The sequence below is a fragment of the Polaromonas sp. P1_F9 genome (genome assembly GCF_056405615.1).
This window is the reverse complement of sequence record NZ_JBFUBT010000006.1, coordinates 57,007-71,600: the sequence shown is the minus strand read 5'-3', so window position 1 is coordinate 71,600 and position 14,594 is coordinate 57,007. Positions and strand designations below refer to the sequence as shown.

Here is a 14,594-nt window from a genome sequence, read left to right as displayed (position 1 = left end):
TCCCCTTGCAGGGGACTGTGCCTGTGGCCCGGCAAAGCCGGTTCCACGGCTCACGCTGGCTTGAAGAGTTCAATGGGCGTGATGAGTGCTAGGCTATTTCGCCAGCGGGTTCCGCGGGACTGGCTTCGCCAGACCGCAGGCGCCGCCCCCTTGAGGGGGGAACGGGCTACACGCAGTGAGCCTGGACGGGGGTGGGCATTAATTCAGGGGATTTTTTGCATCAATGGCGTGTTGGTGCGGCGGTAGCATCGCAAGTCGTTTCACTTTGACTTCTTTCCTTCATCGTCAGCAGAACAGGGACACCCATGCTCAAGCTCTACATCGGCAATAAAAACTACTCCTCCTGGTCCATGCGCCCCTGGGTGCTGCTCAAGCAGGCCGGCATTCCCTTTGAAGAAATCAAGCTGCGCTTTGACTCGTTCGATGCCAACTCGAGTTTCAAGGAAAAAATCGGCGGCGTAAACCCGACTGGCCGGGTGCCGGCGCTGGACGACGGCGGTTTTGTCGTGTGGGACACGCTGGCGATTGCCGAATACCTCGCGGAACGCTTTCCCGAGAAGAAACTCTGGCCGCAGGACGTGAAGGCGCGCGCCCGGGCGCGCAGCGTATGCGCTGAAATGCACAGCGGCTTTGGCGCGCTGCGTTCGGCCTGCCCCATGAACATCGAAGCCGACCTGTCGGACATGGGCCAGCTGATCTGGCGCGACAAATCGGCCGTACGCGACGATGTGCAGCGCATCGTCGAGATGTGGGCCGAGCTGCTGGAGCAGCACAAAGGTCCCATGCTGTTCGGAGAGTTCACTATCGCTGATGCCTTCTTCGCGCCTGTCTGCATGCGGCTGAGCCGCTACGGCTTGCCGGTGCCTGCCGGGATCGGCGCTTACATCCAGCGCGTGAGCACCTTGCCGGGCGTGAAAGCCTGGATCGACGACGCGCTGGCCGAAGACGATTTCCGCGAATTCGAAGAGCCCTACCGCGTCAAGCGCTGAACGGGAAACATCATGGTCACGATCTATCTGCGTTACGTGCTGAACACCGCCAAACTCAAGGAGTTCGAGCACTACGGCAAGCTGTGGATTCCGCTGGTCGAGAAATTCGGCGGCACGCACCACGGCTACTTCATGCCCAGCGAAGGCGCCAACAACATTGCATTGGCCTTGTTCACCTTTGAGAGCCTGGCGGCCTACGAGATTTACCGCCAGAACTCCTTTTCCGACCAGGAATGCCTGGCGGCCTTCAAATACGCCGAAACGACCGGCTGCATCATCAGCTACGAGCGCAGTTTCTTCCGGCCTGTTTTTTCCTGAACTGACAATCCGGCGCCGACCAGGCTTTTGGGGCTGGCGCGAACCGCTAAACTGACCTGATGGAAATATTCATGGTTGGTGGCGCGGTGCGCGATGCCTTGCTGGGCCTGCCTGTGCAGGACCACGACTGGGTCGTCGTGGGCGCCACCCCTGAAGCGCTGGTGGCACAAGGCTACCTGCCGGTCGGCAAGGATTTTCCGGTGTTCCTGCACCCGGATACCCGTGAGGAATACGCCCTGGCCCGCACCGAACGAAAAACCGCGCCGGGCTACCGCGGGTTTGTGGTGCACGCCGAGCCCGACGTCACGCTGGAGCAGGACCTTGCGCGGCGCGACCTCACTATCAATTCGATAGCTGCTCCCGCCCTCCCTGAAACGGTTTCCGCGAAGTTTGAACCTGATTTGTCGGCGTTGATCGATCCGTTCGGCGGGCAGCAGGACATCCGGGACAAGGTATTGCGCCACGTGACGGAGGCCTTCCGCGAGGACCCCGTCCGCATCCTTCGCCTGGCACGTTTTGCCGCGCGCTTTCCGGATTTTTCCGTCGCGCCAGAAACCATGGCGCTGATGCGGGACATGGTGGCCGAAGGCGAAGCCGATGCGCTGGTACCCGAACGCGTGTGGCAGGAGTTCGCACGCGGGCTGATGGAAAACAAGCCGTCACGCATGTTCGAGGTGCTGCGCGAAAGCGGCGCGCTGCAAAAGCTGCTGCCCGAGGTGGCACGCCTCTGGGGCGTACCGCAGCCCGCCGCCCACCACCCCGAGGTCGACACCGGCGTTCACCTGATGATGGTGCTGAACATGTCGGCGCAGCTTGAGGGCTCCCTGGCTGTGCGCTTTGCGTGCCTGTGCCACGACCTCGGCAAAGGCACGACACCGGCCGATGTTTTGCCGCGGCACATCGGTCACGAAGAACGCAGCGCCCAACTGCTGAAAGACGTCTGCGAGCGCCTGCGTGTGCCGGTTGACTGCCGCGAGATTGCCGACGTGGTGGCACGCGAGCACGGCAACGTGCACCGCAGCGAAAGCCTGGGCGCCGCGGCCCTGGTGCGGCTGCTGGAGCGCTGCGATGCGTTTCGCAAGCCCCAGCGTTTTGCCGATATTTTGCTGGCCTGCGAATGCGACGCCCGCGGGCGCCTGGGCCTGCAGGATTCGCCCTACCCGCAACGCCCGCGCCTGCTGGATGCCCTGGCAGCAGCCCAGGCGGTACAGACGCAGCCGCTGGCGCTGGAGGCCCAGGCGGCGGGACGCGGCGGCAAACAGATTGGTGAGGCCATCCATAGGGCACGCGTCAAAGCGGTGCAGGACAGCCTCCCCGGCACCGCTACAGGGCAGCCGCCATTGGCAGAAATGTGAAAAAAGGCGAAACCGGCCTACATTGATTCAACAGGGGCTCTGCTAAGGTGAATGGCGATGCATTTATCACCTTCTTCATCGCTGCCCCGGCCCTCTTCTCACGCACTTCCTCCCGGGCCTTTCGGGTCATTGCCGGCCATCAACGCGCAGACTGCCCTCTTTCTGGACTTTGACGGAACCTTGGCCGACCTGGCACCTGAACCCGACGCAGTCCAGCTGGTTTCGGGCGTGATTCCAGCCTTGGCGAGGCTTTCAGCGCAGCTGGGCGGCGCGCTGGCAATTGTGTCGGGCCGCAGACTGGCCGACCTCGACGGTTTTCTCGCGCCTTTGCGGCTACCGCTGGCCACCGAGCATGGCGCGCAGCGCCGGGATACCCAAGGCCGCGTCGTCTGCCTGGCAGAACCGGACCTGCAGGAGCTCACGCGCCGCGTTACCGACCTGGCTGCGCACCATGACGGGCTGCGCGTGGAAATCAAACTGGCGGCCGTTGCCCTGCACTATCGCCACGCACCCGAACTGGAGTCTCTGTGCCTGCAGGTCATGCAGGAGGCAGCCGACCGCACACCCGGTGTCGAGCTGTTGCACGGGAAGTATGTTTTTGAAGTCAAGCCGTCCAACGTCAGCAAGGGTTCGGCCATCAGGGCTTTTATGGCCGAACCGCCATTTGCCGGCCGCCTGCCCCTGTTCGCCGGCGACGACACCACCGACGAAGCCGGCTTCGCGGCCGTGCAGTTGCTGGGCGGTGAAGGCATCAAGGTCGGCGAAGGCGCCACCCAGGCGCGCCATCGCTGCGCATCGCCCGAGGCGCTGCACCAATGGCTGCATGCGGCGTTCGGCGGCATGGCGCGGGAGACCGACGAAACACCGGCCGCCGCGCCAGAAAGCCGATCATGAGCGTCGCCGCCGACTCGCTTCACTTCGCGCCGCCCGCCCAACCTTCGCTGGCCATGGGCGTCATCGGCAACTGCGCCTTCAGTGCGCTGATTGATGTGCGTGGCCGCATCGTCTGGTGCTGCCTGCCGCGGTTTGACGGCGACCCGGTGTTCAATGCCTTGCTGGAGCCCCAACCTGCGCAATCCGCGCAGGACGACGCGACCGCCCCGGGCATCCAGGACTCGCAGTCCAGCGCCTTCGCCATCGAGATCGAGGATTTCGCCGAAGCCAAGCAGTGGTATGAGCCCAATACGGCGGTGCTGCGCACCCAGTTGTTTGACACACGCGGCCAGGGCATCGAGATCACCGATTTCGCGCCGCGTTTTTTCAGCCGCTCGCGCTTTTTCAGGCCCATGACGCTGGTGCGCCGCATCAAACCCATCCACGGCGCGCCGCGCATCCGCGTATCGCTGGACATTCGTTTTGACTGGGGCCGGCGCAAGCCGCTGATCACCCAGGGCAGCAACCACCTGCGCTATGTGGGCGATGAGCTGACGCTGCGCCTGAACACCGACGTGTCGATTTCACACCTGCTGTCAAAGCAGCCGTTTGTGCTGACACGCGAGCACAATTTTCTGCTCGGCGCCGACGAGTCGCTGCCCGACGGCATTGCCGACACGGCGCGCCTGTTTGAGCAGGAAACCATTTCCTACTGGAAAAAATGGAGCCAGCGCCTGCACATTCCGCTGGAATGGCAGGAGGCCGTGATACGCGCAGCCATCACGCTCAAGCTTTCGCTCTTTGAAGACACCGGCGCCATCGTCGCCGCCATGACTACCAGCATTCCCGAGGCACCCGGCAGCCAGCGCAACTGGGACTACCGTTATTGCTGGCTGCGCGACGCCTTTTTTGTGGTGCGCGCACTCAACAGCCTCTCGGAAGTCGGCACCATGGAAGACTACCTGCGCTGGCTCGCCAACGTGGTGGTGCAGTCCAAGGGCGGTCACATCCAGCCGCTCTACGGCATAGGCCTGGAGCGCGAGCTGCCCGAATCCACCATGTTGCACCTGGGCGGCTACCGCGGCATGGGACCGGTGCGCGTGGGCAACCAGGCGCAGGAGCATTTCCAGCACGACGTCTACGGCAATGTGGTGCTGGGCGCGGCCCAGGCCTTTCACGACCATCGCCTGCTGCACCGCGCCGGCATTGCCGAGTTCAAGCGGCTCGAAGAAGTCGGTGAGCAGGCCGTGCACAGCTATGACAAGCCAGATGCCGGCATGTGGGAGCTGCGCACGCGTGCACGCATCCACACGTCGTCGGCTCTGATGTGCTGGGCCGCCTGCGACAGGCTGGCCAAGATTGCGCTGGTGCTCAAGCTGCAGGATCGGGCCGACTACTGGCGCCGCCATGCTGCAGTGATGCAGGAACGCATCCTGCGCGAGTCCTGGAGCGAAGAACGCCAGGCCTTTGCTGAAAGCTTTGGCGGCCGCGACCTTGATGCCAGCGTGCTGCTGATGATTGAAGTGGGTTTTATCGACCCCAAAGACCCGCGCTTTGTCGCCACGGTGGACGCACTGGAAACCCATTTGTGCGACGGCCCCTATATGCGCCGCTATGAGGCGCCGGACGATTTCGGCAAACCCGAAACCGCCTTCAACATCTGCACTTTCTGGCGCATCGACGCGCTGGCACGCATAGGCCGCAAGGAACAGGCCCGCGAGATTTTCAACACCATGCTGGCCGCCCGCAACCATGTGGGCCTGCTCTCGGAGGACACACATCCCGTGACCGGCGAGATGTGGGGGAATTTTCCGCAGACGTATTCGATGGTGGGCATCATCAATGCGGCCGTCCGTTTGTCGACTCCTTGGGAAAGCCAGGTATGAGCCGACTTGTAGTCGTTTCAAATCGCGTCGCCGATCCGCGCAAGGCGGCGGCCGGTGGCCTGGCAGTAGCGCTGGGCGATGCACTCAATGCCACGGGTGGTCTGTGGTTCGGCTGGAGCGGCACGGTCGTTGAGGGCGGTGCCGCCGGTGAAGGCGAGTTGCATGTGCAGCAAGCAGGCAACGTCAAGCTGGCCACGGTGGACCTGTCGGCCGAAGACCATGCAGGCTACTACCTGGGCTACAGCAACGGCGTGCTCTGGCCGGTATTTCATTACCGGCTGGACCTGGCCCGTTTTGACTCAGGCTTTATCGAGGCCTACCGCCGCGTGAACCGGCTGTTTGCGCACAAGCTCATGAGCCTGCTGCAGCCCGACGACATCATCTGGATCCACGACTACCACCTGATTCCCATGGCGGCCGAATTGCGCGCCATGGGCTGCAACAACCGCATCGGATTTTTCCTGCACATTCCGTTGCCACCGCAGCAGGTACTGGCGGCCATTCCCCAGCACGAATGGCTGATGCGTGCGCTGTTCGCCTACGACCTGGTCGGTTTCCAGAGTGAAAACGACCTGCTGCACTTCTCGCGCTATGTGCAGGCCGAAGCCGGCGCGGTGGCGCTGGGCGACAACCGCTTCAGGGCCTTTCATCGCACTGTGCGCGCCGGCGCTTTTCCCATCGGCATAGACGTGGACGAGTTCGCGGCGCTCACGCACGCGCAGGATGCGCGCGACATGTACGAGCGCATGAAGGAAGAATATTCGCGCCGCAAGCTGCTGCTGGGTGTGGAGCGGCTCGACTATTCAAAAGGCTTGCCGCAGCGGCTGCGGACATTTGAAACCTTGCTGAAAAAGTACCCGGAAAATCTCCGCAGCGCCACGCTGATCCAGATCGCCTCGCCCAGCCGTGAAGACATGGGCACCTACACCGATCTGCTGCAGGAACTGGAAAGCCTGTGCGGCGCCATCAACGGCAATTTCGGCGAGCTCGACTGGATGCCCGTTCGCTACATCCACCGCAACGTGGCGCGCAAGCGCCTGCCGGGCTTGTACCGCGTGGCGCGGGTGGCGCTGGTCACACCGCTGCGCGACGGCATGAACCTGGTGGCCAAGGAATTCATCGCCGCGCAGGACCCGGCCGACCCCGGGGTGCTGGTGCTGTCCCGCTTTGCGGGGGCTGCGGAGCAACTGGAAGACGCGCTGCTGGTCAATCCCTACGACATCGACGGTACCGCTGACACCGTACAGCGTGCGCTTCAAATGCCGCTAGAGGAGCGGCAGGCGCGGCATCAGAAGCTGCTCAAGACCATCCGGGAACGCGATGTGCATTGGTGGCGCAGGGAGTTTCTTAACGCCCTCGGCTACGAGGGACCGGCTTAGTTGCCGGTTCTTGCTCCGGCTTTAGCGCTCTCTGCTGAGGGTTGCTGGCCGGGGGTTGCCCGGCATGCAACTCACTTTTCTTTGCTTCGCCAAAGAAAAGTAAGCAAAAGAAAGGCGACCCTGGTTCCTGCGTCCCTTCGCTGCGCTACGGGCAACCTGCGGTGCTCGGTCCAGCCGGGGTCAAAAACAACTCGCTTCGCTCAAACAAGTTTTTGCCCTGATCCGTCTGAACCTCCGCTCCTCGGCGCATCCACAAGGGCCAATCGGGAACGGGGACAAATACCAACAAGGACTCGCCATGGCGAGTCCTTGTTTCTTCAGGTATTCGGGGTCTTGTCTTCGGCTATTGGGAGTTCGGCTGTTTGGTATTCCTGTCTCCACCCCCTTCTGTCTGCGCCGAGGAGCGCAGGGCCAGGCGGATCAGGGATCGCGATTGTCTGAGCGAAGCGAGTTCGAGCGAGACCCCGCCTGGATCGAGCACCGCAGGTTGCCCGAAGCGAAGCGGAGGGTCGCAGACAGCAGGGTCGCCTTTTCTTTTGCTTACTTTTCTTTTGGCGAAGCAAAAGAAAAGTGAGTAGCTGCCGGGCTACCCCCGGCCAGCACCCTCAGCAAAAAGCAAATCCCTAAGAAACGATATAAGCCCCAGCCCCAGTAGAAAACAACTTCCCGTCAGCCCCCAGAAACTCCATCCTCGTACTCGCCACCCGAGACCCCAGCCGCATCACCTCAGCCCGCAACTCAAAAAACTCACTGATGCCGGGCCGCAAATAATCCACCCGCAGATCGATGGTCCCCAGCTTGGCAAAGCGGTGCAGCCGCTGCATCGGCGATTCGTCCATGTGGCGGGCGCCTATGGCCGCCATCACGGCGAGTCCGCCCATGGCGTCCAGACCGGCGCTGATCACACCGCCGTGAATTCGGTTGTGCGCATAGTGGCCTATCAGCTCGTTGCGCATGTCAATGCGGGCGGTCACCCGTTCCGCCGTCACCGAGGTGATCTTGAGCCCCAGCAGTTTGTTGAAAACGATTTTTTCCTCGAACAGCTCTTTGAGGCTGGCGACAAATTCCGGTTCGAACTCAATCGCGCCGGTGGGGGTGGGCTGTGCTTTGGTCATGGCATCAATTGTCGTGCAGCGAAATCTTTCCTGATTTTCCGGGTTCTCATGCCTTGGCCTGATCGAACCTCAGCAACACCTGCCCGGGACTGGTCTGCTGACCCACCTCTGCCATCACGGCCGCCAGCACGGCATCGTGCGGGGCATTGACCGCGTGCTCCAGCTTCATGGACTCAATCACCAGCAGCGTGTCGCCGCACTTCACGGCCTGGCCGGGCGCCGCATGGACCGCAATCACCTTGCCGTTGAAGGGCGCCCGCAATTCCCGCGCGGTTGCAACACCGCCGGATGCTGCCGGCTCCAACGTGGCATCTTCCAGAAACAGGTCCACAGAGCCCGTCTGCACATGCCAGCGTGCGCCGGGTTGCCCGGCAGATTCCTTCAGGCGAACCGCCGATATGCGTTGCCCGGTCTGGCCTGTGCGTACCGTCAGGGCACCATCGGGTCCCTGCGTGATCACCGCCCGCAACACCTCGTCGCCCGTTTCGATTTCCAGCGCGCCCCCGCCCAACTCACGTACGCGCAGATCCAGCAGCTGCGCACGGTGGCGCAGCCGCATCGGCCTGGGAAACGGGCACGGCAGGCTGTTTGCGGCCCTTTTTGAGTCGATACCTTGAAAGAAAATGGCCGCCAAGCCATACGGGACGATCGCAAGCTGCTCCTCTTTTTGTAGCACCCCGCGTATCGCATCGCCCTGCTCCGCCAGAAAAGGGATCAGTGCATGCCCGGCGCGGAACACCGGGTGGGCCAGGCAAGCCGACAAAAACTGCCGGTTGGTGGGCAGGCCCAGCACTTCAGTGCGGCCCAGCGCCGCCACCAGCCGGCCTATGGCCTGCTCACGTGTCGCGGCATGCACCACCAGCTTGCCCAGCATGGAGTCGTAGTGCGGCGACACGACCTGGCCTTCAGACAACGCGTGGTCAAAGCGCACATCGTCGGGTTCGCGGAACCGCTGAACGATGCCCGTGTGCGGCGTGAAATTCTCGTCTTCGGCACACAGGCGCACCTCCATCGCATGACCGCTGAACACCACCTGCGCCTGCGCAAGAGACAGCGGCTCACCTTGCGCTACACGCAGCTGCCATTCGACGAGATCAAGGCCCGTGACTGCTTCAGTGACGGGATGCTCAACCTGCAGGCGCGTGTTCATCTCCATGAGGAAGAAACTAGCCCCCACGCTTGCCACTTCGTGTGCTGCGCTGCCCCCCAAGGGGGCCTTCGCGCCTTGGGGCGGCCCGGCGGCGCTCACGTTGCCGCCATCAACCAGAAATTCCACCGTCCCGGCCCCTACATAACCCGCCGCTTGCGCCAGCGCGACTGCCGCCCCACACATGCGCGCACGCAGCGCCGCATCCACCGCGGGGCTGGGCGTTTCTTCAATGATCTTCTGGTGGCGGCGCTGTACCGAGCAGTCGCGTTCGCCCAGGTGAATGCAATGGCCGTGGGCGTCGGCAAACACCTGCACCTCGACATGGCGTGGATTCAACAAAGCCCGTTCCATCAGCAGCTCCCCGCTGCCAAAGGTCGAGTGCGCTTCAGAGCGGGCACTTTGCAGCGCGGCCGACAGTTGCGCGGCATCCCGCACCAGCCGCATGCCGCGCCCGCCGCCGCCCGCCACGGCTTTGACCATCAGCGGGAAACCGATGCGCGCGGCTTCGGCTTCAAAGCACGCGTCGGACTGGTCATGCCCCTGATAGCCCGGCAGGCAGGGTACGCCTTGCGCCGCGGCGAGCAGCTTGGCAGCCGACTTGCTGCCAAGCTGCCGGATCGCGGCCGGCGGCGGCCCCACCCAGGTCAGCCCCGCGGCAATCACCGCGTCGGCAAAGGCGGCGTTCTCGCTGAGGAAGCCGTAGCCCGGATGCACCGCATCGGCGCCGCTGGCCTGGGCCGCAGCAACCAGTTTGTCGATGCGCAGATAGGAATCGGCCGAACTGACACCTCCCAGCGCACAGGCGATGTCCGCCTCCTGCACATGCAGCGCACCGGCATCGGCGTCTGAATACACCGCCACCGTCTGCATGCCCATGGTTCGCGCGGTGCGCATGATGCGGCGGGCAATCTCCCCGCGGTTGGCCACCAGCAGGCAGTGGATTTTTTTCATGCGGATGTCCCGCCCCGTGCGCCAGGCATGGCCATGAACTCAGCCACCCTTTTTGCCGGACTTGGCCACGCCCATCATCTTGGCGATGATCCCCATCATGACTTCGTCGGCCCCGCCGCCTATGGAGCCGAGCCGGCCGTCGCGGAACATGCGCGCCACCTTGTTCTCCCAGGTGTAGCCCATGCCGCCCCAGAACTGCAGGCAGGTGTCGGGCACGAGGCGGTTGAGCCGCCCGGCCTTGAGCTTGGCCATGGAGGCGAGCTCGGTCACATCCTGGCCCTGCACATAGAGCTCGCAGGCGCGGTACGTCATGGCGCGCAGGCTCTCGACTTCGGTCTTCATCTCGGCGAGCTTGAACTGCACCCATTGCTGGTCAGCCAGCGTGGCGCCGAAAAGCTTGCGCTCGTGCGCCCACTCGACCGTCCATTCAATGCAGTTGGACAGCGACTGGATGCAACTGGCCGCACACCACAGGCGCTCTTCCTGGAACTGCATCATCTGGTACACAAAGCCCGAGCCTTCGCTGCCGATCAGGTAGCGCTGCGGCACACGCACTTCGTCAAAGTAGATCAGGCCGGTGTCGGATGAGTTCATGCCGATCTTTTTGATCTTCCTGGCCGCTTCAATGCCTTTACGCAGCTTGCCCTTGTCGCGCATGGGCACCATGACCAGGCTCTTGTTTTTGTGCACAGGGCCCTCGCCGGTGTTGACCAGCATGCACATCCAGTCGGCCTGCAGGCTGTTGGTGATCCACATCTTCTGGCCGCTGATGATGTAGTCGCCGCCGTCCTTGCGGGCGTGGCTTTTGATGGAGGCGACGTCGCTGCCGGCACCTGGCTCGCTCACACCGACGCAGCCCACGGCATCGCCGGCAATCGCTGGAGCGAGGAATTCGCGCTTGAGCTCGTCGCTGCCGAAGCGCGCCAGTGCCGGCGTGCACATGTCGGTCTGCACGCCAATGGCCATGGGCACGCCGCCGCAATCAATGTAGCCCAGCGCTTCGGCCATGGCCATGGCGAAGGAGTAGTCCAGGCCCGCGCCGCCGTATTCCTCAGATTTGGTCAGGCCCAGCATACCCAGGTTGCCGAGCTTCTTGAACACTTCATGCGCGGGAAAGATTTCAGCGGCTTCCCATTCATCGACGTGCGGGTTGATCTCGGCGTCAATGAACCGCTTCAGGGTTTTCTGGATTTCAAGGTGTTCGTGTGTGTATTGCATTTCGTTGTCTCCGGTTCCTTTTTTGCGGGCGGTCTACATGCGCGCCACGCCAAACTGCATGGGCCTGAGCTGCCGCGCATCGGCCTCGGCGCACATTGCCAGGCACTGCGCCAGCACCGCGCGCGTGTCGCGCGGGTCGATGACACCGTCGTCCAGCATCAGGCCCGAGGTGTAGAACACATCGGCCTGCGCCTCAAACATGGCGACGATCTTGTCGTACTGGGCTTGCGACTGAGCCGGGTCCGGCGTGATGCCTTTGCGCGCCAGGGCCGCCTCGCCCACGATCTGCATGGTGCGCGCGGCCTGTTCGCCGCCCATCACCGCCGTTTTGGCGCTGGGCCAGGTGAAAAGAAAGCGCGGCGCGTAGCCGCGGCCGCACATGCCGTAGTTGCCCGCGCCAAATGAAGCGCCGCACTGGATGGTGATTTGCGGGACGGAGGCGTTGGTGACGGCCTGGATCATCTTGGAGCCGTGCTTGATCATGCCTGCCTGCTCGCTCTCCTTGCCCACCATATAGCCGGTGGTGTTTTGCAAATAGACGATAGGGTGGCCCAGCTGGCACATCAGCTGGATGAAGTGCGTGGCCTTGTTGGCGCCGGCCACGTCAATCGGGCCGTTGTTGCTGATGATGCCGACGGCACGGCCGTCAATCGATGCCTGCACGCACACCGTGGCCGCGCCATAAAGCGCCTTGAAGGGCAGAAAGTCTGAGCCGTCCACCAGGCGTGCGATGACCTCGTGCATGTCCAGGGGCTGGCGCAGGTCACCAGGAACCAGGCCCAACAGCTCGTCAGGCGGGTAAATCGGCTCACAGGGGAGATCCATACTTGCTATTGAATTAGTAGCTGCTTGCGCCCGTCCTGCTTTGCCTGCTGCCCGATTTGACCATGAAGTACGGGCCACTACCTGGCGCGCCAGCCCCAGCGCATGGCGATCGTCATCGGCCAGATGCTCACCCAGGCCCGACACGCCGGTATGCATTTCGGCGCCGCCCAGTTCCTCCTCGGTGGCGACTTCGCCGGTAGCGGCCACCAACAGTGGCGGGCCGGCAAGGAAAGCGCGGGAGCGCTTGCGCACCATGATGACCACATCGCTCAGGCCCGGCATATAAGCACCGCCCGCCGTGCCTGAGCCGTGCTGCACGGTGATGACGGGGATGCCCGCCGCCGACAGCCGCGCCAGGTTGCGAAAGAGGCTGCCGCCGTACACAAAGCCTTCGACCCGGTAGCGCATGAGGTTGGCGCCCGCGCTTTCCACCAGGTGGATAAAGGGCAGCTTGTTTTGCAGCGCGATCTCCTGCACGCGCAGGATCTTTTCCAGCCCCATGGCCTGGACGGCGCCGGCTTCTATACCCGAGTCACTGGCGACCACCATGCAGCGCACACCGCTCACAAAGCCGATGCCGGCCACCACGCCGCCGCCCGGCACCGACTGGGCCGCGTCCTTGTTGTCCTGCAGGTAACCCGCGAGGGAACACAGGCCCACCCAGGGCGCCCCCGCATCCAGCAGCAAAGCCACACGCTCACGCGGCAGCAACTGGCCGCGCTTTTCAAAGGCGGGCCGTGATTTGGCGGAGGCGGCGGCGCTGCGCTCTTCCAGCGCGCGCAATGCGGCGATGCGTGACAGCATCGCCTCACGCCGCTGCATGGCTTGGGGCGATTGCGCATTCCACGCGGAATGGAACAGCGTCATGACTGGAAGACCTTGGGGGTTTCTGCCAGGTGAAAGCCGTCGAACGGCTTGGTCGCCTCACGCTGCAGCGCTTCGGCATCGGGCCGCTGCATGGGCCAGCCCATGCGCATCTGGGGCCTGGCGCCGTCGACGCGCAAGGTGCTGCCGCTGATGAAGCTGGCGGCCTTGCTGAGCAGGAAGACGACGGCCGCCGAGGTTTCGCTTTCGGTGCCGAAGCGGCCCAGTGGCACGGTGTGGCGCATCTCGCGCAGCATGGGGCCGGCCTCCGGCGGGTAGTGGTCCATGCCGCTGGAGGCGATGTACCCGGGTGCCACCGCGTTCACCCGCACGCCGCTATGGGCCCATTCGGCCGCCGCAGTTTCGGTGAAGCTGACCATGCCGGCGCGCGCCGCGCCGCTGTGGCCCATGCTGGGCATGGAACCCCACATGTCGGCCACGATGTTGACAATGCTGCCGCCTTTTTCCTGCATGGCCTGCTGGTAGCATTCGCGCGCCATCAAAAATCCGCCCGTCAGGTTGGTGTTGATGACGGCCTCCCAGCCTTTGGCGCTGATGGACTCCAGCGGCGTGATGTACTGGCCGCCCGCGTTGTTGACGAGGCCATCGATACGGCCCTGTGCCACCACGATGGCGGTGATGGTGGTCTTGACAGCCTCTTCCTGGCGGATGTCGCAGGGGTGGAAACTCACGCGCCCGCCTTGCGCCACGATTTCGCCGGCCACGCTGTGCAGTTTCTCGATATTCCTGCCTATCAGCACCACGTGCGCGCCCAGCGCGGCGAGTTCATGCGCGATGCAGCGGCCAATGCCGGAGCCACCGCCTGTGACAACGATGACCTGACCGGCAAAGAGGCCGGGCTGAAAGACGGATTGGTAACTCATGCGCGGACCTTTCTTGCCGGGGATTTCGGAGTCTTTTCTCCAATGAACAGCGCCATGGCCGCATCCGCCAGATCGTCCAGTGACGCATCTTTCTTGGCGTCAAACCACTGCACCGACCAGTTGAGTGCCCCAAAGATCAAAAGGCGCGAAAGCTTCACCGGTCCCTTGAGTTGCCCTGCCGCGGCCAGCGCCTTCAGCACAGGCTCCCAGACAGCTTCGTAGTCGCTTTGCAGTCTGGCCAGCAGGTTGCGCTGCCGGGCTGTGATGGAACGCGACTCGTAAAGCATCACAGGGATGAAGTCGCTGCCGGGGCCCAGCAGCACGTCAAAGTGGTTGCGGATCAGTACACGCAGCAGCGCTGGCGCCTCAGCGGTGGAAAGCCCTGCCGCCTTCAAAGCCGCGGCCTGACGCTGCAAGGCGGAACGCATGCCCTCTTCAATCACGGCATTGAGGAGTGCCGCCTTGCTTTTGAAGTGGTAGAAGGGCGAACCGCTGTGCATGCCGACGGCCGCTGCGATGTCGCGCGTGCTGGTGGCGTCAAAACCTTTTTGGCGAAACAGCCGGGCGGCGGCATTGACGAGCTCGACGCGGCGATTGCCGTCGTCGCGCTCGTCCWGGGTTTTGCGCGGCCGGCCGCGCGGACGCTTTTCCGCAATGTCGGTTGCGGTTTTCGAAGGGGTATGAGCGCGTGCGGCAGGTCGCGAACGCGCGGCAGGTTTGTCCATAAGGACGGACCTTAGCAAAACCCTGTATTTTTAGCAAGCAAGTGCTTTGTAAAAATAAACAG

The 14,594-nt window shown here is 63.4% G+C and carries 12 protein-coding genes; 6 read left to right on the top strand and 6 right to left on the bottom strand.

Annotated features, from left to right (window positions below; all coding sequences use genetic code 11):
* Positions 1-305: 305 nt before the first annotated feature.
* From AC1DYR_RS17715 to otsA, 6 genes are read left to right on the top strand one after another with little or no spacing between them, the layout of a single operon-like run.
* Entirely contained in the window at positions 306-989 is a 684-nt protein-coding gene (locus AC1DYR_RS17715) for a glutathione S-transferase family protein (RefSeq protein ID WP_477706263.1), read from the top strand.
* Positions 990-1,001: 12 nt separating this feature from the next.
* Positions 1,002-1,307, top strand: coding sequence for an NIPSNAP family protein (locus AC1DYR_RS17710; protein ID WP_477651240.1), 306 nt, complete (start codon positions 1,002-1,004; stop codon positions 1,305-1,307).
* Positions 1,308-1,366: 59 nt separating this feature from the next.
* Complete coding sequence (locus AC1DYR_RS17705; RefSeq protein WP_477706262.1) at positions 1,367-2,662, top strand: multifunctional CCA addition/repair protein; 1,296 nt, start codon at positions 1,367-1,369, stop codon at positions 2,660-2,662.
* Between the two features lie 57 nt (positions 2,663-2,719).
* Positions 2,720-3,556, top strand: coding sequence for a trehalose-phosphatase (gene otsB, locus AC1DYR_RS17700; RefSeq protein WP_477706261.1), 837 nt, complete (start codon positions 2,720-2,722; stop codon positions 3,554-3,556).
* Complete coding sequence (locus tag AC1DYR_RS17695; RefSeq protein WP_477706260.1) at positions 3,553-5,421, top strand: glycoside hydrolase family 15 protein; 1,869 nt, start codon at positions 3,553-3,555, stop codon at positions 5,419-5,421. Before otsB ends, AC1DYR_RS17695 begins: the two co-directional genes overlap by 4 nt.
* On the top strand, positions 5,418-6,800 hold the full coding sequence (gene otsA / locus AC1DYR_RS17690) for an alpha,alpha-trehalose-phosphate synthase (UDP-forming) (RefSeq protein WP_477706259.1): 1,383 nt from the start codon (positions 5,418-5,420) through the stop codon (positions 6,798-6,800). Before AC1DYR_RS17695 ends, otsA begins: the two co-directional genes overlap by 4 nt.
* 623 nt (positions 6,801-7,423) lie before the next feature.
* On the opposite strand, the gene AC1DYR_RS17685 is transcribed toward otsA, so the two are convergent.
* From AC1DYR_RS17685 to AC1DYR_RS17660, 6 genes are read right to left on the bottom strand one after another with little or no spacing between them, the layout of a single operon-like run.
* The gene (locus AC1DYR_RS17685) at positions 7,424-7,915 is read right to left on the bottom strand and encodes a thioesterase family protein (RefSeq protein WP_477687399.1); all 492 of its coding nucleotides are present in this window, start codon (positions 7,913-7,915) and stop codon (positions 7,424-7,426) included.
* Between the two features lie 46 nt (positions 7,916-7,961).
* Complete coding sequence (locus AC1DYR_RS17680) at positions 7,962-10,016, bottom strand: acetyl/propionyl/methylcrotonyl-CoA carboxylase subunit alpha (protein ID WP_477706258.1); 2,055 nt, start codon at positions 10,014-10,016, stop codon at positions 7,962-7,964.
* A 39-nt stretch (positions 10,017-10,055) separates the two neighbouring features.
* A complete protein-coding gene (locus AC1DYR_RS17675; RefSeq protein ID WP_477706257.1) occupies positions 10,056-11,234 on the bottom strand; it encodes an acyl-CoA dehydrogenase family protein in 1,179 nt (392 codons plus the stop codon).
* A 33-nt stretch (positions 11,235-11,267) separates the two neighbouring features.
* Positions 11,268-12,926: an acyl-CoA carboxylase subunit beta gene (locus AC1DYR_RS17670; protein ID WP_477706256.1), complete on the bottom strand. Its 1,659-nt coding sequence runs from the start codon at positions 12,924-12,926 to the stop codon at positions 11,268-11,270.
* Positions 12,923-13,807 carry an SDR family oxidoreductase gene (locus tag AC1DYR_RS17665; protein ID WP_477706255.1) on the bottom strand — a complete coding sequence of 295 codons (885 nt, stop codon included), beginning with the start codon at positions 13,805-13,807 and terminating at the stop codon, positions 12,923-12,925. Before AC1DYR_RS17665 ends, AC1DYR_RS17670 begins: the two co-directional genes overlap by 4 nt.
* Positions 13,804-14,532: a TetR/AcrR family transcriptional regulator gene (locus AC1DYR_RS17660; RefSeq protein WP_477706254.1), complete on the bottom strand. Its 729-nt coding sequence runs from the start codon at positions 14,530-14,532 to the stop codon at positions 13,804-13,806. Before AC1DYR_RS17660 ends, AC1DYR_RS17665 begins: the two co-directional genes overlap by 4 nt.
* Positions 14,533-14,594: the final 62 nt, after the last annotated feature.

What these genes read in the sequence shown, in the direction of transcription:
- AC1DYR_RS17695 (WP_477706260.1), top strand. Translation starts at nt 3,553, where the DNA reads ATGAGCGTCGCCGCCGACTCGCTTCACTTCGCGCCGCCCGCCCAACCT.
- AC1DYR_RS17715 (WP_477706263.1), top strand. Translation starts at nt 306, where the DNA reads ATGCTCAAGCTCTACATCGGCAATAAAAACTACTCCTCCTGGTCCATG.
- AC1DYR_RS17710 (WP_477651240.1), top strand. Translation starts at nt 1,002, where the DNA reads ATGGTCACGATCTATCTGCGTTACGTGCTGAACACCGCCAAACTCAAG.
- otsB (WP_477706261.1), top strand. Translation starts at nt 2,720, where the DNA reads ATGCATTTATCACCTTCTTCATCGCTGCCCCGGCCCTCTTCTCACGCA.
- AC1DYR_RS17675 (WP_477706257.1), bottom strand. Translation starts at nt 11,234, where the DNA reads ATGCAATACACACACGAACACCTTGAAATCCAGAAAACCCTGAAGCGG.
- AC1DYR_RS17680 (WP_477706258.1), bottom strand. Translation starts at nt 10,016, where the DNA reads ATGAAAAAAATCCACTGCCTGCTGGTGGCCAACCGCGGGGAGATTGCC.
- otsA (WP_477706259.1), top strand. Translation starts at nt 5,418, where the DNA reads ATGAGCCGACTTGTAGTCGTTTCAAATCGCGTCGCCGATCCGCGCAAG.
- AC1DYR_RS17670 (WP_477706256.1), bottom strand. Translation starts at nt 12,926, where the DNA reads ATGACGCTGTTCCATTCCGCGTGGAATGCGCAATCGCCCCAAGCCATG.
- AC1DYR_RS17665 (WP_477706255.1), bottom strand. Translation starts at nt 13,807, where the DNA reads ATGAGTTACCAATCCGTCTTTCAGCCCGGCCTCTTTGCCGGTCAGGTC.
- AC1DYR_RS17685 (WP_477687399.1), bottom strand. Translation starts at nt 7,915, where the DNA reads ATGACCAAAGCACAGCCCACCCCCACCGGCGCGATTGAGTTCGAACCG.
- AC1DYR_RS17705 (WP_477706262.1), top strand. Translation starts at nt 1,367, where the DNA reads ATGGAAATATTCATGGTTGGTGGCGCGGTGCGCGATGCCTTGCTGGGC.